Origin of the sequence: Enterobacter sp. 241F3, from assembly GCF_034106785.1 — a bacterium.
In the GTDB taxonomy this organism is placed as follows: domain Bacteria; phylum Pseudomonadota; class Gammaproteobacteria; order Enterobacterales; family Enterobacteriaceae; genus Enterobacter; species Enterobacter vonholyi.
Genome location: NZ_JAWNDD010000004.1, coordinates 302,393 through 322,349, shown reverse-complemented (window position 1 = coordinate 322,349; position 19,957 = coordinate 302,393). Strand labels below are relative to the sequence as shown.

Sequence of the window (19,957 nt, the reverse complement as noted above, 5' to 3'; positions counted from 1 at the left end):
CCTTATACATGAACAATATGAACGTAATTATTGCCGATGACCATCCGATTGTACTGTTCGGTATTCGCAAATCACTTGAACAGATCGAGTGGGTGAATGTAGTCGGTGAATTTGAAGACTCTACAGCACTGATCAATAACCTCCCAAAGCTTGATGCACACGTGCTCATTACCGACCTCTCCATGCCTGGAGACAAATACGGTGATGGGATCACGCTCATCAAATATATTAAACGCCACTTCCCGGATATCTCGATCATTGTTCTGACCATGAACAACAACCCGGCGATCCTGAGCGCGGTACTGGATCTGGACATCGAAGGGATTGTGCTGAAACAGGGCGCACCGACCGATCTGCCAAAAGCGCTCGCAGCGCTGCAGAAAGGCAAGAAGTTCACGCCTGAAAGCGTTTCTCGTCTGCTGGAAAAAATCAGCGCGGGTGGCTACGGTGACAAACGCCTGTCTCCGAAAGAGAGTGAAGTTCTGCGCCTGTTCGCAGAAGGCTTCCTGGTGACCGAGATTGCCAAGAAGCTGAACCGCAGTATTAAAACCATCAGCAGCCAGAAGAAATCAGCGATGATGAAGCTGGGCGTGGACAACGATATTGCACTGCTGAACTATCTCTCCTCCGTCACGCTGAGCGCAACGGACAAGGATTGATTCCGACGGGTGTGCGGCCTGATGCCCTCACCCCATCCCTCTTCCCCGGGAGAGGGTAAAAAACATAAAAGGCCCTTGCGGGCCTTTTTTATATTCTGGTTTTTCTCACGCGCTCCGCGTAAATCGACAAGGTCTGCTTAAGCACGTCCAGCGTCACCGGTTTCGACAGACAGCTGTCCATCCCTGACTCCAGACAGCGCTGCTTCTCTTCCGCCAGCGCGTTCGCCGTTACGCCCACCACCGGCAACGTCAGGCCAAGCTGCCGGATGCGCTGCGTCAGACGGTAGCCGTCCATGTTAGGCATGTTGACGTCACTCAGCACGATATCAATATGATTCTTACTCAGCACGTTCAGCGCATCCACGCCGTCATTGGCGGTTTTGCACTGATAGCCCAGCGATCCAAGCTGGTCAGCCAGCAGGCGACGGTTAATTGGATGGTCATCCACCACCAGAATCATCATATCGTCATTCACCGACGCCAGAGACTCCGGTGACGGCAATCCGCCCGCGCCCTCGCTCTCTTCCAGTTCTACTTTGTAGATACGCGCCAGCAGGCTCAACAGCTCGTGCGGGGTTGCGACACTGTGTACCCATTCTCCTGGCGCACGCTCAACCGGGATACCGATGTGGCGACGGCAGAAGAGCACTGACCCTCTCCCCTGCCACGGCAGCTCCAGCATCTCGTCGGCGATCAGCACATCGTCCACGTCCGGCGTTTGACCTTCATAACGGCACACCCTCACGCCGCTGTGGGTAAGCAGCGCCGTCAGATAGTCATTCAGCGAGGCGTTATGCACCGCCAGCCAGCAGCGCTTGTCGCTCAGCCCGTCTACCGTCGCTTTTGCCGGATATTGCGCCGAATAAAGCGGAATGCGGATGGTGAACTGGCTGCCCATGCCGGGCTCGGTATCCACAGAGATATCGCCGTCCATCATGCTGACGAGCTTCTCACAAATCGCCAGCCCCAGTCCGGTTCCCTGGAAGTTACGCTGCACGCCGGTCCCAACCTGGAAGAACGGGTCGAACAGACGAACCACCTCCTTCGCCGGAATGCCGACCCCCGTGTCGCGCACGCGAATGCTCAGGTAATCCCCCGCCCGGCAGACGTGCAACACAATACAGCCGGTATCGGTGAATTTGATGGCGTTGCTGAGCAGGTTGGAGATGACCTGCTGCAGGCGCATCGGATCGCCGTGCAGCGTCAGCGGCACGTCCGGTTCGATAAAGCAGTAGAGCCCCAGCTGTTTACGCACGACCAGCGGCAGATAGTTGGCGCTGATGTGGTTCATCACCTCGCGCGGTGAGAATTCCCGCGGCTCAATTTTCAGCTGCTCAGACTCAATTTTAGAGAAGTCGAGAATATCGCTAATGATTTTCAGCAGCAGGCTGGAGGAGTTGTTCATCGCCGTCACCAGTCTGTCGACTCCTTTCGGCAATTCCTTCGTCTGCAGCAGATCGAGGTTACCGATAATCCCGTACAGCGGCGTGCGCAGCTCGTGGCTTACGGTCGCAAGGAACATGGATTTCGACTGACTCGCCTGCTCTGCGGCCTGCGCCATCTCCTGTAACGACTCTTCCATTTTCACGCGTGCGGAAACATCCACCAGCACGCAAATCGCCACGTTTTCATTGCGATAGCGGGAATGCACGAAGCTGATCTGCAGATTGGTGTGCGTACTGGTCAACACGTCGACGAAGTTAACCTGCTGGCCGCAGATAATTTGCGTCAGCCTCTGCCGGTCTTCATGCGTCAGCATGTTCAGGTAGTTATGCGCCAGTTCATTACTCAGGATGTTGGTTCCGTCCTGGGTACGCAGAATACAGATCCCCACCGGCGCCGAGGCGACAATCTTGCGGTTAAACTGCTCGTGTTCCTCGAGCCGCTGGGCGTCGCTTTCTGCGGGAATAAAGATTTTCCGCTCATACATGCGCGCCAGCGTGAACAGCGCGCCCCCCGCCAGCAGGTTCAGCAGAATCGCATTCATGATAAGAATGCGTATCCGCTCAAGCACCATATCTACCGGCAGCGAATAGACGATACTCAGCGACGAAGGCGGCAGGCTCTTCTTCAGGACCAGCTCGCGGAAACCCGAGGTATAGCCAAACCACGACCGCTCCTGCATCCAGTGCGGTTCGACGTTTAGACGGTTATCGGGCCCGGCAAGGGAGATCAGCTGATGACCATTTTCATCCAGAATGGTCACCCCCATGGGCAGGCTGCCCGGGGTGAAGAAGTTCTCCATGCGAATGGTCTGCTCAATCCCCATCAGCGCCTGCAGGCGATTGCCCAGATAGACCGGCGTCAGGGCGTAAAAATACCCCACGCCCGGGCGCGGGCCCTGGCTAACCCAGAAGATGTTATTCCCGCGCTCGTCCTGCGGCGCATTGCGGTATTTCACAATACGTTCATGCAGGCTTTTCAGCGCATCATCACGCTCAACGGGCACATCGCGCAGGCCAAAGTCAGCCATGCAAAGATTCTCGCTGCCAATCAGGAAGACGCGGTTCAGGTCATAGGCGGCGGAGAAATTGTCGCGCCAGTAGCGCATAAACCACGCAAGGGATTCCAGCGACCCGCGCCAGGTATTGCTCATGGTGGAGCAATCGGAATCCGGGAACAGCGGCTGGAAGTCCGGGACCTCGGTTTTGTCATCACGCCCGCGAAGCGCAAGGATGCCGTTTTCCGCCGTCAGACGATTTTCGGCAATATACTTCAGCTCCTTCATGACGTCAGACGTTCGCTGAATGTAGCGCTGAGCCTGGTCGGAGCTTAAGTTAAACTCCTGGCGGATCTCCGCTTCTTTCTGGTGCAGGGCGTTAACGATGTAAAACACCGAGAACAGGGCCACCAGCAACCAAAGCAGGAGCGCCAGCGCCCGAAACAGATAGCGAGAGACTTTCAGCGTAGTACGAAAGGAGACGAGGTATTTCAAGGGGGCGAGGCTCCGCCGTCGGGGTCAAAAGAATGTGGTTAAGGTAGCGGTAAACGCGCCAGGTCGCAACGTTGACTTATCTGCTAATGCAAAAGAAAAGGGCCGGAATCCGGCCCTTTTTTGCATCAGGAGACATTACTCGTCAGCGTCATCCGCTACGTCATCGTCGGTGTCGGCTTCCGGCGCGATATCATCATCGCCTTCCGCAACGCTGCCGTCGATGGAGTCGAGCTCTTCGTCATCCACCGGCTCGGCAACGCGCTGCAGACCCACCACGTTTTCATCTTCCGCTGTACGGATGAGGATCACGCCCTGGGTGTTACGACCCACCACGCTGATCTCAGACACGCGGGTACGCACCAGCGTACCGGCATCGGTGATCATCATGATCTGGTCCGCATCATCCACCTGCACCGCGCCGACAACGGAACCGTTGCGCTCGGTCACCTTGATGGAGATAACGCCCTGCGTACCGCGAGACTTGGTTGGGTATTCCCCTTCCGCCGTACGTTTACCGTAACCATTCTGCGTCACGGTCAGGATAGCCCCTTCACCGCGCGGAATAATCAGAGAAACAACGCTGTCTTCGCCAGCCAGCTTGATACCACGAACTCCCGTCGCGGTACGGCCCATTGCACGGACGGCGTCTTCTTTGAAGCGCACCACTTTACCGGCCGCAGAGAACAGCATGACTTCATCAGATCCCGAGGTCAGATCCACGCCAATCAGCTCGTCGCCTTCGTTCAGGTTCACGGCGATAATACCGGCAGAACGCGGACGGCTGAATTCGGTCAGCGCGGTTTTCTTCACGGTACCGCTGGCGGTCGCCATAAAGACGTTCACGCCCTCTTCGTACTCGCGTACCGGCAGAATAGCGGTGATACGTTCGTTCGCTTCCAGCGGCAGCAGGTTAACGATTGGACGACCACGCGCGCCACGGCTTGCTTCCGGCAGCTGATAGACTTTCATCCAGTACAGACGACCGCGGCTGGAGAAGCAGAGGATCGTGTCGTGGGTGTTCGCCACCAGCAGGCGGTCAATAAAGTCTTCTTCTTTAATACGTGCTGCAGATTTACCTTTACCGCCACGACGCTGTGCTTCGTAGTCCGTTAACGGCTGATACTTCACGTAGCCCTGGTGAGACAGGGTCACAACAACGTCTTCCTGGTTGATCAGGTCTTCGATGTTGATGTCCGCGCTGTTGGCGGTGATTTCGGTGCGGCGCTCGTCGCCGAACTGATCGCGGACCAGCTCCAGCTCTTCGCGGATCACTTCCATCAGGCGCTCTGCGCTGCCCAGAATGTGCAGCAGCTCAGCAATCTGTTCCAGCAGCTCTTTGTATTCGTCGAGCAGTTTTTCATGCTCAAGGCCGGTCAGTTTCTGCAGACGCAGATCCAGAATCGCCTGGGCCTGCTGTTCAGTCAGGTAGTACTGACCGTCACGTACGCCGAATTCAGGTTCCAGCCACTCAGGACGCGCTGCGTCATCGCCCGCACGTTCCAGCATCGCGGCGACGTTGCCCAGATCCCACGGACGGGAAATCAGCGCAGTTTTCGCTTCTGCCGGGGTTGGCGCACGACGGATCAGTTCGATGATCGGGTCGATGTTGGCCAGCGCAACCGCCAGCGCTTCAAGGATGTGCGCACGATCGCGCGCTTTGCGCAGTTCGAAGATGGTACGACGGGTCACCACTTCACGGCGGTGACGGACGAACGCGCTCAGGATCTCTTTCAGGTTCATGATCTTCGGCTGACCATGGTGCAGCGCAACCATGTTGATACCGAAGGAGACCTGAAGCTGAGTCTGGGAGTACAGGTTGTTCAGGACGACCTCACCCACCGCGTCGCGTTTGATCTCAATCACGATGCGCATACCGTCTTTGTCAGACTCGTCACGCAGCGCGCTGATGCCTTCAACACGTTTTTCTTTTACCAGCTCGGCGATTTTTTCAATCAGACGCGCTTTGTTCACCTGATACGGGATCTCGTGAACAATAATGGTTTCACGGCCGGTTTTAGCATCCGCTTCCACTTCGGCGCGGGCACGGATGTAAATCTTGCCGCGGCCGGTACGGTACGCTTCTTCAATACCGCGACGACCGTTGATGATCGCCGCCGTCGGGAAGTCCGGGCCCGGAATGTGTGTCATCAGCCCTTCAATGCTGATGTCTTCATCGTCGATATAGGCCAGACAGCCGTTGATCACTTCCGTGATGTTGTGCGGCGGAATGTTGGTTGCCATACCGACCGCGATACCGGAAGAACCGTTAACCAACAGGTTCGGGATCTTGGTTGGCATCACATCTGGGATGCGCTCGGTGCCGTCGTAGTTATCGACGAAATCAACGGTCTCTTTTTCCAGGTCGGCCATCAGCTCATGAGCGATTTTCGACATACGGATTTCCGTATAACGCATCGCCGCAGCGGAGTCGCCGTCGACTGAACCAAAGTTACCCTGACCATCTACCAGCATGTAGCGCAAGGAGAATGGCTGCGCCATACGAACGATGGTGTCATAAACGGCGGTATCACCATGCGGGTGATATTTACCGATGACGTCACCGACGACGCGGGCAGATTTTTTATAGGCTTTATTCCAGTCATTGCCCAATACGTTCATGGCGTATAGTACGCGACGGTGTACCGGCTTCAGGCCATCGCGGACGTCCGGCAGCGCGCGGCCAACAATGACCGACATCGCATAGTCCAGATAGGAGCTCTTCAGCTCTTCCTCGATGTTAACCGGTGTAATTTCTCTCGCAAGGTCGCTCATCTAACCGCTATCCCTCTACTGTATCCCGGATTCAAAGGTCGCAAATTATAACACAGCCGAGGTGATTGAGGTAAACCTATACGCTTTATTCACGGGGATTGCCTGATATACTCCTTTGTCTTGCTAAATAAGGAGTAAAAGCGCCCATGAATGCCGAAAAATCCCCGATGGCTCACAACGTTGACCACGAAGAGATTGCCAAATTTGAAGCGGTGGCGTCCCGCTGGTGGGATCTCGAAGGTGAGTTCAAACCGCTGCATCGCATTAATCCGCTGCGTCTGGGCTATATCGCGGAGCGTTCCGGCGGCCTGTTCGGTAAGAAAGTGCTCGACGTCGGCTGCGGCGGCGGCATCCTGGCGGAAAGCATGGCGCGCGAAGGGGCGAACGTCACGGGCCTGGATATGGGCTTTGAACCGCTGCAGGTTGCCCGTCTTCATGCGCTGGAGTCTGGCATACAGGTAGACTACGTGCAGGAAACCGTGGAAGAACACGCGGCAAAACACGCCCATCAGTACGATGTGGTGACCTGCATGGAGATGCTGGAGCACGTACCCGATCCGCAGTCGGTGGTACATGCCTGTGCAAAACTGGTGAAGCCGGGCGGTCAGGTCTTCTTCTCAACCATCAACCGTAACGGTAAAGCGTGGCTGATGGCCGTCGTTGGCGCGGAGTATGTACTGCGCATGGTGCCGAAAGGGACGCACGACGTGAAGAAATTCATCAAGCCTGCAGAGCTGTTAAGCTGGGTTGACCAGACGTGGCTCAAAGAGCAGCACATCACCGGCCTGCACTACAATCCGCTAACCAATAAATTCAAACTCGCACCGGGCGTTGATGTTAACTATATGTTGCACACAACCGCCAAAAACGACTAACGTCATTCGTTATTCTTATAAAGATTGCGCGACATCATGTTGCGCAATTCTGACCTCCCGTTGAAGAAATCAGCACTCGATCAAATTTTGAATTTTTTTTCTTAATTATTGACATGTCTTCCAGGCCTTACGGTACGAGGACTTAGCCTTTTTTACCCTTTCACAACCTCAATTTAACGCCAAAATCAACCCTTGTGCTGAAAAGATTCGATACTAGAATACTCACCATATAGCGTTTTTCTTATCGCAAACCCCCTACATGTAGTATTTATCCACAGAGTTAGTCACAAGACGGATCTGTGGATAAACGGGGGATATTTTTTATTTCACGGACAGGTAAAACCCACATGAATCAGAGTCTGCTGGTGACAAAGCGCGACGGTACTACCGAGCGTATCAATCTGGACAAAATCCATCGAGTTCTCGACTGGGCAGCAGAAGGACTGAACAACGTATCTATCTCCCAGGTTGAACTGCGCTCCCACATTCAGTTCTACGACGGCATCAAAACGTCTGATATCCACGAAACGATCATTAAAGCAGCGGCAGACCTCATCTCCCGCGAAGCACCGGATTATCAGTACCTCGCTGCACGTCTGGCGATTTTCCACCTTCGTAAAAAGGCCTACGGTCAGTTTGAGCCGCCGAAGCTTTACGATCACGTGGTGAAAATGGTTGAGCTGGGCAAATACGACACGCATCTGCTGGAAGACTATACGGAAGAAGAGTTCGAGCAGATGAACGGGTTTATCGATCACTGGCGCGACATGAACTTCTCCTACGCGGCGGTGAAGCAGCTCGAAGGCAAATACCTGGTTCAGAACCGTGTAACCGGTGAGATCTACGAAAGCGCCCAGTTCCTCTACATTCTGGTGGCTGCCTGCCTGTTCTCTAACTACCCGCGTGATACCCGTCTGGATTACGTGAAGCGTTTCTACGATGCGGTCTCCACGTTCAAGATTTCTCTGCCGACGCCGATCATGTCTGGCGTGCGTACCCCAACCCGTCAGTTCAGCTCCTGCGTACTGATCGAGTGTGGTGACAGCCTGGATTCCATCAACGCCACCTCCAGCGCCATCGTGAAATACGTCTCCCAGCGTGCCGGTATCGGCATCAACGCCGGTCGCATCCGTGCGCTGGGCAGCCCGATTCGCGGCGGTGAAGCGTTCCACACCGGCTGTATCCCGTTCTATAAACACTTCCAGACGGCAGTAAAATCCTGCTCTCAGGGCGGCGTGCGCGGCGGTGCTGCGACCCTGTTCTACCCGATGTGGCACCTGGAAGTGGAAAGCCTGCTGGTTCTGAAAAACAACCGTGGCGTGGAAGGCAACCGCGTGCGTCACATGGACTACGGCGTGCAGATCAACAAGCTGATGTACACCCGTCTGCTGAAAGGCGAAGACATCACCCTGTTCAGCCCGTCCGACGTCCCGGGCCTGTATGACGCGTTCTTTGCCGATCAGGACGAGTTCGAGCGTCTGTACACTAAATACGAAAAAGACGACAGCATCCGTAAGCAGCGCGTGAAGGCGGTAGACCTGTTCTCCCTGATGATGCAGGAACGTGCCTCTACCGGCCGTATCTACATCCAGAACGTTGACCACTGCAACACCCACAGCCCGTTCGATCCGGTGGTTGCGCCAGTGCGCCAGTCTAACCTGTGCCTGGAGATCGCCCTGCCGACCAAACCGCTGGAAGACGTGAACGACGAAAACGGCGAAATCGCGCTGTGTACGCTGTCCGCGTTCAACCTGGGCGCGATTAAGAGCCTGGACGAGCTGGAAGAGCTGGCCGTGCTGGCGGTTCGTGCGCTCGACGCCCTTCTGGACTACCAGGATTACCCAATCCCGGCCGCTAAACGCGGTGCGATGGGCCGCCGTACCCTGGGTATCGGCGTGATCAACTTCGCCTACTGGCTGGCGAAAAACGGCAAGCGTTACTCTGACGGCAGCGCCAACAACCTGACGCACCAGACGTTCGAAGCGATTCAGTACTACCTGATGAAAGCGTCCAACGAGCTGGCGAAAGAGCAAGGCGCGTGCCCGTGGTTCAACGAAACCACCTACGCGAAAGGCATTCTGCCAATCGACACCTACAAGAAAGACCTGGATGCGATTGTCAGCGAGCCGCTGCACCTCGACTGGGAAGGCCTGCGCGAGTCCATCAAGACTCACGGCCTGCGTAACTCCACGCTCTCTGCCCTGATGCCGTCTGAGACCTCTTCGCAGATCTCCAATGCCACCAACGGTATTGAGCCGCCGCGCGGCCACGTCAGCATTAAAGCGTCGAAAGACGGCGTGCTGCGTCAGGTGGTACCGGATTACGAGACGCTGGGTGACAACTACGAGCTGCTGTGGGAAATGCCAAACAACGACGGCTACCTGCAGCTGGTGGGTATCATGCAGAAGTTTATCGACCAGTCGATCTCTGCCAATACAAACTATGACCCGACGCGCTTCCCGTCAGGCAAGGTCCCGATGCAGCAGCTGCTGAAAGACCTGCTCACCGCCTACAAATTTGGCGTGAAAACCCTGTACTATCACAACACCCGTGATGGTGCGGAAGACGCGCAGGACGACCTGGTACCGTCAATTCAGGACGATGGCTGCGAAAGCGGCGCATGTAAGATCTAATGAAGGGCGGGGATATCCCCGCCTTTATTTCGTAAGACAGGACACACTCATGGCATATACCACCTTTTCACAGACGAAAAACGACCAGCTCAAAGAGCCGATGTTCTTCGGCCAGCCGGTCAACGTGGCACGCTACGATCAGCAAAAATATGACATCTTCGAAAAGCTGATTGAAAAGCAACTCTCCTTCTTCTGGCGTCCGGAAGAAGTGGACGTATCCCGCGACCGTATTGACTACCAGTCGCTGCCGGATCACGAAAAACATATCTTCATCAGCAACCTGAAGTACCAGACGCTGCTGGACTCCATTCAGGGACGTAGCCCTAACGTGGCGCTGCTGCCGCTGATCTCGATTCCTGAGCTGGAGACCTGGGTGGAAACCTGGGCATTCTCCGAGACCATTCACTCCCGCTCTTACACGCACATTATCCGCAACATCGTGAACGATCCGGCGGTTGTGTTTGACGATATCGTCACCAACGAGCAGATCCAGAAGCGCGCGGAAGGCATTGCTCACTACTACGACGAGCTGATCGAGATGACCAGCTACTGGCACCTGCTGGGCGAAGGCACCCACCACGTGAACGGTAAAACCATCACCGTGAACCTGCGCGCGCTGAAAAAGCAGCTGTACCTGTGCCTGATGAGCGTCAACGCTCTGGAAGCGATCCGCTTCTATGTCAGCTTCGCCTGCTCCTTCGCCTTTGCCGAGCGCAAGCTGATGGAAGGCAACGCCAAAATCATCCGTCTGATTGCCCGTGATGAAGCCCTGCACCTGACCGGCACCCAGCACATGCTGAACCTGCTGCGCAGCGGTACGGACGATCCGGAGATGGCGGAAATCGCTGAAGAGTGCAAGCAGGAGTGCTACGACCTGTTCGTGCTGGCCGCTCAGCAGGAGAAAGAGTGGGCAGACTACCTGTTCCGCGACGGCTCCATGATTGGCCTGAACAAAGACATCCTGTGCCAGTACGTTGAGTACATCACCAACATCCGCATGCAGGCTGTTGGTCTCGACCTTCCGTTCCAGACGCGCTCTAACCCGATTCCGTGGATCAACACCTGGCTGGTGTCCGATAACGTGCAGGTTGCGCCGCAGGAAGTGGAAGTCAGCTCTTATCTGGTCGGTCAGATTGATTCTGAAGTCAACACCGACGACCTGAGCAACTTCCAGCTCTGATGTCACGCGTCACGTTAAGTCTTTCCGGCACTGAGGTACTGTGTCGGGAGGAGCACCCTTCTCTGCTGGTGGCGCTTGAGGCGCATCAGGTAGAAGTAGAGTACCAGTGTCGTTCCGGCTACTGCGGCTCCTGCCGCTGCCGTCTGGTCGCCGGCCAGGTGGACTGGCTGACCGAGCCGCTGGCCTTTATCAACGAAGGGGAAATTTTGCCCTGCTGCTGCCGGGCAAAAGGCGATATAGAGATCGAGATGTAAAAAAGGGCCTTACGGCCCTTTTTTCTATTTTAAGAACGTCACCGCTTTATCCGGGAAATCCGTAAACAGTCCGTCCACGCCCGCCTGCTTATACAACACTTCATAAAGCTGATTCACGTCCGTGGCATATGGCGGCAGCTGGTCTGCACGCACGGTATACGGGTGCACCTGCATCCTGCTGGCGTGCGCCTCTTTCACCATCGCAGTCAGCTTCACGTGACCAGGCGTTGAACCTTCCGCCACCAGCATGTGGTAATCCGGCCCGATGCCGTCGGCGTACTGCGCAATCTGCTTCATCGCGCCCGGCTTAAACATCCAGTCGTAATTGTAATTCACCCACGTTCCGTCCGGCTGCTTCTCCTGGGTTTCATTCCAGTCGGTATAGGCAATCAGCTGCACCAGATTGAGATCCATCCCCATCTTCGGCTCCAGCTCGGTTTTGATGCGCTTCAGCTCGGCGGCATCAAAACACTGCAGGTAAACTTTGTCCTTCTTGCCGGTGTAGCCGTACTGCTTCAGCACCTCGAGCGTCTTCGCGGCAATATCTTTTCCTTCCTGATGGTGGAACCACGGCGCTTTGATTTCCGGGTAGATGCCGATATTTTTACCGGTTGAGTGGTTCAGCCCCTGAACAAACTCAATCTCTTCCTGGAAGGTATGGATCCGGAAGTCAGATTTGCCCATCGGGAAACGTCCCGGATAGACCTGCACCTTCTTGCCGTTTTCAATCTCAAAGCCCTCGGTAAACTTCAGGGAACGGATCTCCGCCAGCGTGAAGTCGATGGCATAGAAGCGGCCATCTTTACGGGCGCGGTCCGGGAAGCGCTCCGCCACGTCCGTCACGCGGTCAAGATAGTGATCATGCAGGACGACCAGCTGGTCGTCCTTCGTCATCACCAGATCCTGCTCCAGGTAATCCGCACCCTGCGCATAGGCCATCGCCTTCGCCGGGAGCGTATGCTCCGGCAGATAGCCGCTGGCGCCGCGGTGGGCAATAACAATTTTATCCGCCGCCAGCGCGGAGCCTGTCATCAGGCCCGCCAGCAGCAGACCGGTTGCAAGTTGGGTTAATTTCATCGCAAAGCTCCTTATTGACGACGCGCCAGCACTTCCGCGTGGTGACGTTTCTCACCGATCATCACAACAATCAGCAGCAGTACCGCCAGCACGCTGCCGCCGATCATCACCATAAAGCCGCCGTCCCAGCCGAAGAAGTCAACGGTGTAGCCCACGATGGCGCTCGCCGCGACCGAACCGCCGAGGTAGCCGAACAGGCCGGTAAAGCCCGCCGCCGTGCCCGCCGCTTTTTTCGGCGCCAACTCCAGGGCATGCAGACCGATCAGCATCACCGGACCGTAAATCAGGAAGCCGATGACGATCATGCAGGCCATATCTACTGATGGGTTGCCCGGCGGGTTGAGCCAGTACACCACGGTAGCAATGGTCACCAGGGTCATAAAGAACACGCCCGTCGCGCCGCGGTTACCTTTAAACACCTTGTCCGACATCCAGCCGCAAAGCAGCGTGCCCGGGATCCCAGCATATTCATACAGGAAATAGGCCCAGGAGGATTTATCCAGCGCGAAGTGCTTCACCTCTTTCAGGTAGGTTGGCGACCAGTCGAGGATGCCGTAGCGCAGCAGGTAAACGAACACGTTCGCGACCGCGATGTACCACAGCAGCTTGTTCGGCAGCACGTACTTCATGAAGATCTGTTTCGCGGTCAGCTCTTCTTCGTGCTCCTTGCTGTAATCATCCGGATAGTCGTTTTTGTACTCTTCAATCGGCGGCAGGCCGCAGGACTGCGGCGTGTCGCGCATCAGGGCGAAGGCAATAATCGCCACCAGAATGGCGCCAAAGGCAGGCATATAAAGCGCCGCATGCCAGTCGTTGAACCAGGCCATCCCCAGCAGGAACAGCAGAGGCGGAATACCGCCGCCCACGTTATGGGCGCAGTTCCACACCGACACGATGCCGCCGCGCTCTTTCTGGGACCACCAGTGCACCATGGTACGCCCGCACGGCGGCCACCCCATCCCCTGGAACCAGCCGCAGAGGAACAGCAGCACGAACATGATGGCAATGCTGGAGGTTGCCCACGGCACAAAGCCCATGAACAGCATGACCGCGGCCGCCAGGATCAGACCGGCGGGCAGGAACACGCGCGGATTCGAGCGATCCGACACGGAACCCATGATGAATTTGGAAAAACCGTAGGCGATGGAGATCCCCGACAGCGCGAACCCCAGATCGCCACGGGAAAAGCCCTGCTCCACCAGATACGGCATGGCGAGTGCGAAGTTTTTACGTACAAGGTAGTACGCCGCGTACCCGAAGAAGATCCCCAGGAAAATTTGCCAACGCAGACGGCGATAGAGCGGATCTATTTCTGCCTCTGGCAGACGCGCCCTGTGCGGCGCAGGTTTGAAGATACTGAGCATAACAGCCTCCGTGGCCTTGAAATGAATGAGCAGGTGGCTCGCACCTGAATTCCAGAGGCGGGGATGTTAAGAAATCACGGTGATTGTTACTGTGAATCAACGCACAGATTGTTACAGAAATATGACAGAATGCGCAAAAAGGCGCATGAAATCACGTTTCACTTTCGAATTCCGCGCGTTTATGTTCGAAATCAAACAAACCACAAAATTAATATGGCTAAATGATAAAAAAACGAACATAGAGGGTAAACAATGACCAGTCACGATCCTCGTTATAGTGATGTGATAATCATTGGTGGTGGCGCGACCGGCGCCGGGATCGCGCGCGATTGCGCCCTTCGCGGCTTAAGCGTCACGCTTCTGGAACGCCATGATATCGCCACGGGCGCAACCGGACGTAACCACGGCCTGCTGCACAGCGGCGCCCGGTATGCGGTCACCGACGCTGAATCCGCGCGCGAATGTATTGCTGAAAACCAGATCCTCAAGCGTATCGCCCGCCACTGCATTGAGCCGACTGACGGCCTGTTTATCACTCTTCCCGAAGATGACCTCACCTTTCAGGACACCTTTATTACCGCCTGCTGTGCAGCGGGCATTCAGGCTGAGGCCATGGATCCGGCTCTGGCGCGGCGGCTGGAACCGTCGGTTAACCCGGCGCTTATCGGCGCGGTCAAAGTGCCTGACGGCACCGTTGACCCCTTCCGCCTGACTGCCGCCAACATGCTGGACGCCCGCGAACATGGCGCTCACATCCTGACCGGACACGAAGTGACCGGGCTTATCCGCGAGGGAAACCGCATCTGCGGCGTACGGATCGTTGATACGCAATATAACGAACACAGCGAGCTGTATGCCGCCGTGGTGGTTAACGCGGCGGGGATATGGGGGCAGCGCATCGCGGAATACGCGGACCTGTCGGTGCGCATGTTCCCGGCGAAAGGCTCGCTGCTGATCCTCGACCACCGCATCAATAACCACGTAATTAACCGCTGCCGCAAACCGTCAGATGCCGATATTCTGGTGCCGGGCGACACCATCTCATTAATCGGTACGACCTCAACCCACGTGGACTATAGCGAGATTGACTACAACCGCGTGACTGCTAAAGAGGTCGACATCCTGCTGCGCGAAGGGGAAAAACTGGCCCCGGTGATGGCGCAGACGCGTATTCTGCGCGCCTACGCAGGCGTGCGTCCGCTGGTCGCCAGCGATAACGATCCGAGCGGGCGTAACGTCAGCCGGGGCATCGTGCTGCTCGATCACGCCGGGCGTGACGGGCTGGACGGGTTTATCACCATCACCGGCGGCAAGCTGATGACCTACCGCCTGATGGCCGAGTGGGCGACCGATGCCGTCTGCCGCAAGCTGGGCAATACCGAACGGTGCGTGACGGCAGAACAACCCCTGCCCGGCTCGCGTCAGTCCAACGAAAAAACGCTGCAAAAAATCATCTCCCTGCCCGCGCCGCTGCGCGGGTCCGCTATTTACCGCCACGGCGACAGAACGCCGCAGTGGCTCGGTGAAGGACGACTGAGCCGCAGCCTGGTGTGCGAGTGCGAAGCCGTCACCGCCGGTGAGGTGCAGTACGCGGTGGAAAATCTGACGGTCAACAGCCTGCTCGATCTTCGCCGCCGCACCCGCGTCGGAATGGGCACCTGTCAGGGCGAGCTGTGCGCCTGTCGTGCCGCCGGTCTGCTGCAGCGTTTTCACACCACCACCGCGACCCAGTCGCTCGATCAGCTCAGCGCGTTTTTAAACGAGCGCTGGAAAGGCATTCAGCCTGTCGCCTGGGGCGATGCCCTGCGCGAAAGCGAATTTACCCGCTGGGTCTACCAGGGGCTTTGCGGTCTTGAGAAGGAGCAACGCGATGAACTTTGATACCGTAATCGTCGGCGGCGGGCTGGCAGGCCTGCTCTGCGGCATCAGGCTCACGAAGCAGGGGCTTCGCTGCGCCATTATCACACGGGGCCAGAGCGCCCTGCACTTCTCGTCGGGCTCGCTGGATCTGGTGGACGAAACGTACCGCGATAAGCTGCCGCCGGAGCACCCCTATCACCTGATTGGCGCGCACAACGTTGACCGCTTTGCGCTGGAAACCGAAGCGCTGCTGGCGGACTGCGGCGCGCGTCTGAAGGGGAGCGCCCGGCTCAATCACCAGCGCGTCACGCCGCTCGGTACCTTACGCTCTGCCTGGCTCAGCCCGGAGGAGGTGCCCGTTGCCCCCTTCAATGCCGCGCGCGTTCGGATCGTGGGTATTAGTGGTTTTCTGGATTTTCAGCCCCATCTCGCGGCGGCGTCGCTCTGCCGCCTTGGCGTTAACGCGGAAACGGCAGAGATAGAGCTACCTGAGCTTGATGTCCTGCGCGATAACCCGAGCGAGTTTCGCGCGGTGAATATCGCCCGATTTCTGGATAACGAGGACAAATGGCCGCTGCTGTATGACGCGCTCAGGCCCCTCAGCGACAGCTGTGACGCCCTGCTGATGCCCGCCTGCTTTGGCTTACGCGACAACCGGCTCTGGCGCTGGCTCTCGGATCGTCTGCCCTGCTCGCTCGGCCTGCTGCCAACGCTGCCTCCGTCCGTACCCGGCATTCGTCTGCATACCCAGCTCCAGCGCCAGTTTGTCGCGCAGGGCGGCGTGTGGATGGCGGGTGATGAGGTGAAAAAAATCACTCTGACCGGCGGCGCGGTGAGCGAAATCTGGACGCGCAACCACGACGATATTCCGCTTCGTGCGCGCTATACGGTGCTGGCAAGCGGCAGCTTCTTCAGCAACGGGCTGCTGAGCAGCCGGGAGGGTATCCGGGAAGCTATTATGGGACTGGATGTTCGCCAGCATGCCTCCCGCGCGGACTGGTATCAAAGTGATTTCTTCTCGCCGCAGCCCTGGCAGCAGTTCGGCGTGATTGTCGATAACCGGTTACACCCGCAGCTTGCCGGTAGACCTGTCAGTAATCTCTTTGCCATCGGCTCGCTGCTGGGCGGGTACGATCCTATTGCTCAGGGGTGCGGTGGCGGCGTCTGCGCCGTCACGGCGCTGTATGTGGCAGAGCAGATTAGCCAGCGCACGGAGGCTGAACAATGAACGATACCCGTTTTGAAAGCTGCATCAAATGCACGGTGTGTACCACCGTCTGCCCGGTCAGCGGCGTGAACCCACGCTATCCCGGACCAAAGCAGGCCGGACCGGACGGCGAGCGTCTGCGCCTGAAGGACGGCAAGCTGTATGATGAAGCGCTGAAATACTGCATCAACTGCAAACGCTGCGAAGTCGCCTGCCCGTCGGATGTGAAAATCGGCGATATTATCCAGCGCGCCCGGGCGCGCTACAGCGCGCAAAAGCCGTCGCTACGGGACGCGATTCTGAGCCACACCGATCTGATGGGCAGCGTCTCTACGCCGTTTGCCCCGCTGGTGAATGCCGCGACCTCTCTCAAACCGGTGCGCCAGCTGCTGGATGCCACGCTGAAGATAGACCATCACCGCAGCCTGCCGAAATATTCTCACGGAACCTTCCGCCGCTGGTATAAATCCGTCGCGGCGAAACAGGCTCAGTACGCCGAGCAGGTGGCCTTTTTCCACGGCTGCTACGTGAACTACAACCACCCGCAGCTGGGTAAAGATCTGCTGAAGGTGCTGAACGCCATGGGAACGGGCGTTCAGCTACTGAATAAAGAGAAGTGCTGCGGCGTACCGCTGATCGCCAACGGGTTTACCGATAAAGCGCGCAGGCAGGCTCAGAGCAATGTCACCTCCCTGCGCGAAGCGATTGTCGATAAAGGTATTCCGGTGCTGGCGACCTCTTCCACCTGTACCTTTACCCTGCGCGATGAGTACCCGCATCTGCTGGACGTAGACAACACCGGACTACGCGAGCACATCGAGCTGGCGACGCGCTTCCTGTGGCGCAAGCTGGACAGCGGACAGACGTTGCCGCTAGGGAAATTACCCCTGAAAGTGGTGTATCACACACCTTGTCATATGGAGAAGATGGGCTGGTCGCTCTATACGCTGGAGCTGCTGCGGTTAATCCCGGGGCTGGAGCTGACGGTGCTGGACTCGCGCTGCTGCGGGATTGCGGGAACCTACGGCTTTAAGCGTGAAAACTACGAAACGTCGCAGGCGATTGGCGCCCCGCTGTTTTGTCAGATTGAGGAGAGCGGCGCGGATATTGTGGTGACGGACTGCGAAACCTGCAAATGGCAGATTGAGATGTCCACCAGCAAGCGCTGCGAACATCCGATTACGCTGCTGGCAAAGGCGCTCGGCTGAACATGGCCGGGGCGAAAGGCCCCGGCACAGGCGTTACTCCACGAACAGCGACTCAACCACGTTAATCCAGCCGTGCTCGCTGGCCACCTCTTTGCCATTCAGCCAGCGGCGCAGCATGTTCAGCGCCATCATGGCGCATACCTCCTGACGCACCGCCAGGCTGTGGCGGGTAATGCTCATTTTCACCCGCAGGGCGTGGGTGCCCTCGGGCGTCGCCAGCGCGAAGTTGAGGTGTTCTTCATCCAGCCCGCCGACGAACAGCGCCAGACCGGCAAAATGCTTCACCCTTCTCTCGGACGCCCAGCGGGCGGTCTGCGCCAGAGTCTCCTGCTGGAACGGCACCACTTCGCTGGCCAGCAGCGGCGCGTTGACGCGCGACAGCTGAAGTGCCAGCAGGCCACCGGTGAACTGCTCGCTTAAGGTCACGCTGAGCTGACGCGCCTGCAGCTGCTTCGCAATCAGCGCGGGCAACCCTTCCGTACCTTCAAAGATCAGGCTTTCGCCAGCCACGCGCTGCACCTCGGGCCACAACGCCAGCATCGCCTCTTTCTGCTCGGCCGGACCTGTCAGCTTAAGTTCAATGATCGGCATGGAGGAGCGATAGCCCATAGACACGCCCGGCGGCAGCAGAAGGTGATCGAGGCTTTGGGCCAGATCGCTTTCCGAGCGGCCAAAGGTGGTCAGACGCAGACACAGCGGCGGTTCCGGCAGGGTAAAACGATCGCGAAGGCGCGGCAGGATCTGCTGCTCGACCATCACTTTAAATTCTGAGGGCACGCCCGGCGTGAAGAACATCAGGCAGCGGTTCAGCTGCATGGCAAATCCGCACGCGGTACCCACCGGGTTATCAACCAGCTCGGCGCTGGCGGGAATTTCAGCCTGTTTGCGATTGCTGGGGGCCATGACGCGGCCACGTTCGGAGAAAAAGCGCTCCATCTGCGAAAGCCACGCCTCGTGCAGCACAAGCCCTTCGCCTTTTGCGGTCGCGGCGGCCAGCGCGCTGAGATCGTCACTGGTAGGGCCGAGCCCACCGTTCACAATCAGCACGTCACAGTGCTCACTGCGTTCACGCAGAATAGAGACCAGTGACTCAAGATTGTCGCCCACCGTATTGCGGCGCGTTAACGGTAATCCTTGCTCAAAGAAAAGATCGGCAAGCCAGGCTGCATTGGTATCAATAATTTGTCCATGCAGCACTTCGTCGCCGGTGGATAACATCTCCACGTTAATCATTATGTTCTCCCGCTTATTTGGTCAAAACACTATAACGCAAACGCGGGGTGGATAAGAGAGAAACTGGCGCGACAGAATGCCGCGCCGGAGTGATTAAAAGCCTGCGCTGACGCCCACGTACGGGCCGTCGGCCAGCGCGTTGTCGCGGTTGCCGTCTTTACCGGCCAGGTTCAGATAACGATAGCCCGCTTCGATGGTAATCGGACGCATGATGGTCCAGCGCGCGCCAGCGTTGGCCTCTTCATAGCTTTCGATACCGCTTGAGAGGGAATCCGGCGAATAGTAGTACTCACCAAACAGGCCGAAGCTGTCGCCAATTTTCCACTGCAGGCCGCCGCCCACTGCCGCCGCGTACCCTTCGTCACCGTCATTTGGGTTGGTATAGATACCTTTACCGCCGACGGTCGCCAGGAACGGGCCAAGAGGAACGTTGAGACCCAGGCCGAGGCTGGCCGCGTCGCCGTCGTCATCGTTATGCGTCCAGCCGCCGGTCATCGCCAGACCGGAAGTCTCGGTCCCCATGCCAAAGCCCAGGTGGGTATAATCCTGACCCGCCGAGCCGTTAATGCTGATGGCGTTAGCCGCCGCAGATACAACCATCAGGCCGAGGCCCAGTAATGCCACTTTTTTCATTGTCGTGATCCCGCACAATTATTATAAAGAAGTCCCAAAACCGCGAGATTTTAACCGGAGTATCCCG

General features: G+C 57.3%; 14 protein-coding genes. 8 read left to right on the top strand and 6 right to left on the bottom strand.

All coding sequences use genetic code 11. The annotated features are described in order from the left end of the window. Window positions 1-8 precede the first annotated feature (8 nt). Complete coding sequence (gene rcsB / locus UR504_RS14235; protein WP_003859405.1) at window positions 9-659, top strand: response regulator transcription factor RcsB; 651 nt, start codon at window positions 9-11, stop codon at window positions 657-659. Window positions 660-747: 88 nt separating this feature from the next. Here the strand turns inward: rcsB and rcsC are convergent, their stop codons facing one another. Continuing rightward, window positions 748-3,594 carry a two-component system sensor histidine kinase RcsC gene (gene rcsC, locus UR504_RS14230; RefSeq protein WP_115875876.1) on the bottom strand — a complete coding sequence of 949 codons (2,847 nt, stop codon included), beginning with the start codon at window positions 3,592-3,594 and terminating at the stop codon, window positions 748-750. Between the two features lie 135 nt (window positions 3,595-3,729). Next, window positions 3,730-6,366, bottom strand: a complete 2,637-nt coding sequence (gene gyrA, locus UR504_RS14225; RefSeq protein WP_111965289.1) for a DNA topoisomerase (ATP-hydrolyzing) subunit A — start codon at window positions 6,364-6,366, stop codon at window positions 3,730-3,732. Between the two features lie 146 nt (window positions 6,367-6,512). Between gyrA and ubiG the strand changes: the two genes are divergently transcribed. The 4 genes from ubiG to yfaE all read left to right on the top strand — a co-directional run bounded on the left by ubiG (window position 6,513) and on the right by yfaE (window position 11,308). Continuing rightward, on the top strand, window positions 6,513-7,241 hold the full coding sequence (gene ubiG, locus UR504_RS14220) for a bifunctional 2-polyprenyl-6-hydroxyphenol methylase/3-demethylubiquinol 3-O-methyltransferase UbiG (RefSeq protein ID WP_133294841.1): 729 nt from the start codon (window positions 6,513-6,515) through the stop codon (window positions 7,239-7,241). Between the two features lie 347 nt (window positions 7,242-7,588). After that, window positions 7,589-9,874: a class 1a ribonucleoside-diphosphate reductase subunit alpha gene (nrdA, locus tag UR504_RS14215; protein WP_045908710.1), complete on the top strand. Its 2,286-nt coding sequence runs from the start codon at window positions 7,589-7,591 to the stop codon at window positions 9,872-9,874. Window positions 9,875-9,923: 49 nt separating this feature from the next. Beyond that, window positions 9,924-11,054, top strand: coding sequence for a class Ia ribonucleoside-diphosphate reductase subunit beta (nrdB, locus tag UR504_RS14210; RefSeq protein ID WP_047074992.1), 1,131 nt, complete (start codon window positions 9,924-9,926; stop codon window positions 11,052-11,054). Next, entirely contained in the window at window positions 11,054-11,308 is a 255-nt protein-coding gene (gene yfaE / locus UR504_RS14205; protein ID WP_008500234.1) for a class I ribonucleotide reductase maintenance protein YfaE, read from the top strand. Before nrdB ends, yfaE begins: the two co-directional genes overlap by 1 nt. 24 nt (window positions 11,309-11,332) lie before the next feature. On the opposite strand, the gene glpQ is transcribed toward yfaE, so the two are convergent. Both glpQ and glpT read right to left on the bottom strand, forming a co-directional pair. Beyond that, window positions 11,333-12,385, bottom strand: a complete 1,053-nt coding sequence (glpQ, locus tag UR504_RS14200) for a glycerophosphodiester phosphodiesterase (protein ID WP_302235908.1) — start codon at window positions 12,383-12,385, stop codon at window positions 11,333-11,335. An 11-nt stretch (window positions 12,386-12,396) separates the two neighbouring features. Continuing rightward, the gene (gene glpT / locus UR504_RS14195) at window positions 12,397-13,749 is read right to left on the bottom strand and encodes a glycerol-3-phosphate transporter (RefSeq protein ID WP_045354273.1); all 1,353 of its coding nucleotides are present in this window, start codon (window positions 13,747-13,749) and stop codon (window positions 12,397-12,399) included. Window positions 13,750-14,001: 252 nt separating this feature from the next. Here glpT and glpA point away from each other — a divergent pair, with 252 nt between their 5' ends. From glpA to glpC, 3 genes are read left to right on the top strand one after another with little or no spacing between them, the layout of a single operon-like run. Then, on the top strand, window positions 14,002-15,630 hold the full coding sequence (glpA, locus tag UR504_RS14190) for an anaerobic glycerol-3-phosphate dehydrogenase subunit A (RefSeq protein ID WP_302235910.1): 1,629 nt from the start codon (window positions 14,002-14,004) through the stop codon (window positions 15,628-15,630). Further along, window positions 15,620-16,837 carry a glycerol-3-phosphate dehydrogenase subunit GlpB gene (gene glpB / locus UR504_RS14185; protein WP_302235912.1) on the top strand — a complete coding sequence of 406 codons (1,218 nt, stop codon included), beginning with the start codon at window positions 15,620-15,622 and terminating at the stop codon, window positions 16,835-16,837. The genes glpA and glpB overlap by 11 nt, the downstream gene beginning before the upstream one ends. After that, window positions 16,834-18,024 carry an anaerobic glycerol-3-phosphate dehydrogenase subunit GlpC gene (glpC, locus tag UR504_RS14180; RefSeq protein WP_302235913.1) on the top strand — a complete coding sequence of 397 codons (1,191 nt, stop codon included), beginning with the start codon at window positions 16,834-16,836 and terminating at the stop codon, window positions 18,022-18,024. Before glpB ends, glpC begins: the two co-directional genes overlap by 4 nt. Before the next feature lie 33 nt (window positions 18,025-18,057). Here the strand turns inward: glpC and UR504_RS14175 are convergent, their stop codons facing one another. Both UR504_RS14175 and UR504_RS14170 read right to left on the bottom strand, forming a co-directional pair. Continuing rightward, complete coding sequence (locus tag UR504_RS14175) at window positions 18,058-19,257, bottom strand: nicotinamide mononucleotide deamidase-related protein YfaY (protein ID WP_115875882.1); 1,200 nt, start codon at window positions 19,255-19,257, stop codon at window positions 18,058-18,060. 93 nt (window positions 19,258-19,350) lie between these two features. Then, window positions 19,351-19,890 (bottom strand): YfaZ family protein, encoded by a 540-nt coding sequence (locus tag UR504_RS14170; RefSeq protein ID WP_257260627.1) that lies wholly within the window; start codon window positions 19,888-19,890, stop codon window positions 19,351-19,353. Window positions 19,891-19,957: the final 67 nt, after the last annotated feature.

Coding starts and splice junctions, on each gene's coding strand:
- rcsB (WP_003859405.1), top strand. CDS start 9: ATGAACAATATGAACGTAATTATTGCCGATGACCATCCGATTGTACTG.
- gyrA (WP_111965289.1), bottom strand. CDS start 6,366: ATGAGCGACCTTGCGAGAGAAATTACACCGGTTAACATCGAGGAAGAG.
- ubiG (WP_133294841.1), top strand. CDS start 6,513: ATGAATGCCGAAAAATCCCCGATGGCTCACAACGTTGACCACGAAGAG.
- nrdA (WP_045908710.1), top strand. CDS start 7,589: ATGAATCAGAGTCTGCTGGTGACAAAGCGCGACGGTACTACCGAGCGT.
- nrdB (WP_047074992.1), top strand. CDS start 9,924: ATGGCATATACCACCTTTTCACAGACGAAAAACGACCAGCTCAAAGAG.
- yfaE (WP_008500234.1), top strand. CDS start 11,054: ATGTCACGCGTCACGTTAAGTCTTTCCGGCACTGAGGTACTGTGTCGG.
- glpQ (WP_302235908.1), bottom strand. CDS start 12,385: ATGAAATTAACCCAACTTGCAACCGGTCTGCTGCTGGCGGGCCTGATG.
- glpT (WP_045354273.1), bottom strand. CDS start 13,749: ATGCTCAGTATCTTCAAACCTGCGCCGCACAGGGCGCGTCTGCCAGAG.
- glpA (WP_302235910.1), top strand. CDS start 14,002: ATGACCAGTCACGATCCTCGTTATAGTGATGTGATAATCATTGGTGGT.
- glpB (WP_302235912.1), top strand. CDS start 15,620: ATGAACTTTGATACCGTAATCGTCGGCGGCGGGCTGGCAGGCCTGCTC.
- glpC (WP_302235913.1), top strand. CDS start 16,834: ATGAACGATACCCGTTTTGAAAGCTGCATCAAATGCACGGTGTGTACC.
- UR504_RS14175 (WP_115875882.1), bottom strand. CDS start 19,257: ATGATTAACGTGGAGATGTTATCCACCGGCGACGAAGTGCTGCATGGA.
- UR504_RS14170 (WP_257260627.1), bottom strand. CDS start 19,890: ATGAAAAAAGTGGCATTACTGGGCCTCGGCCTGATGGTTGTATCTGCG.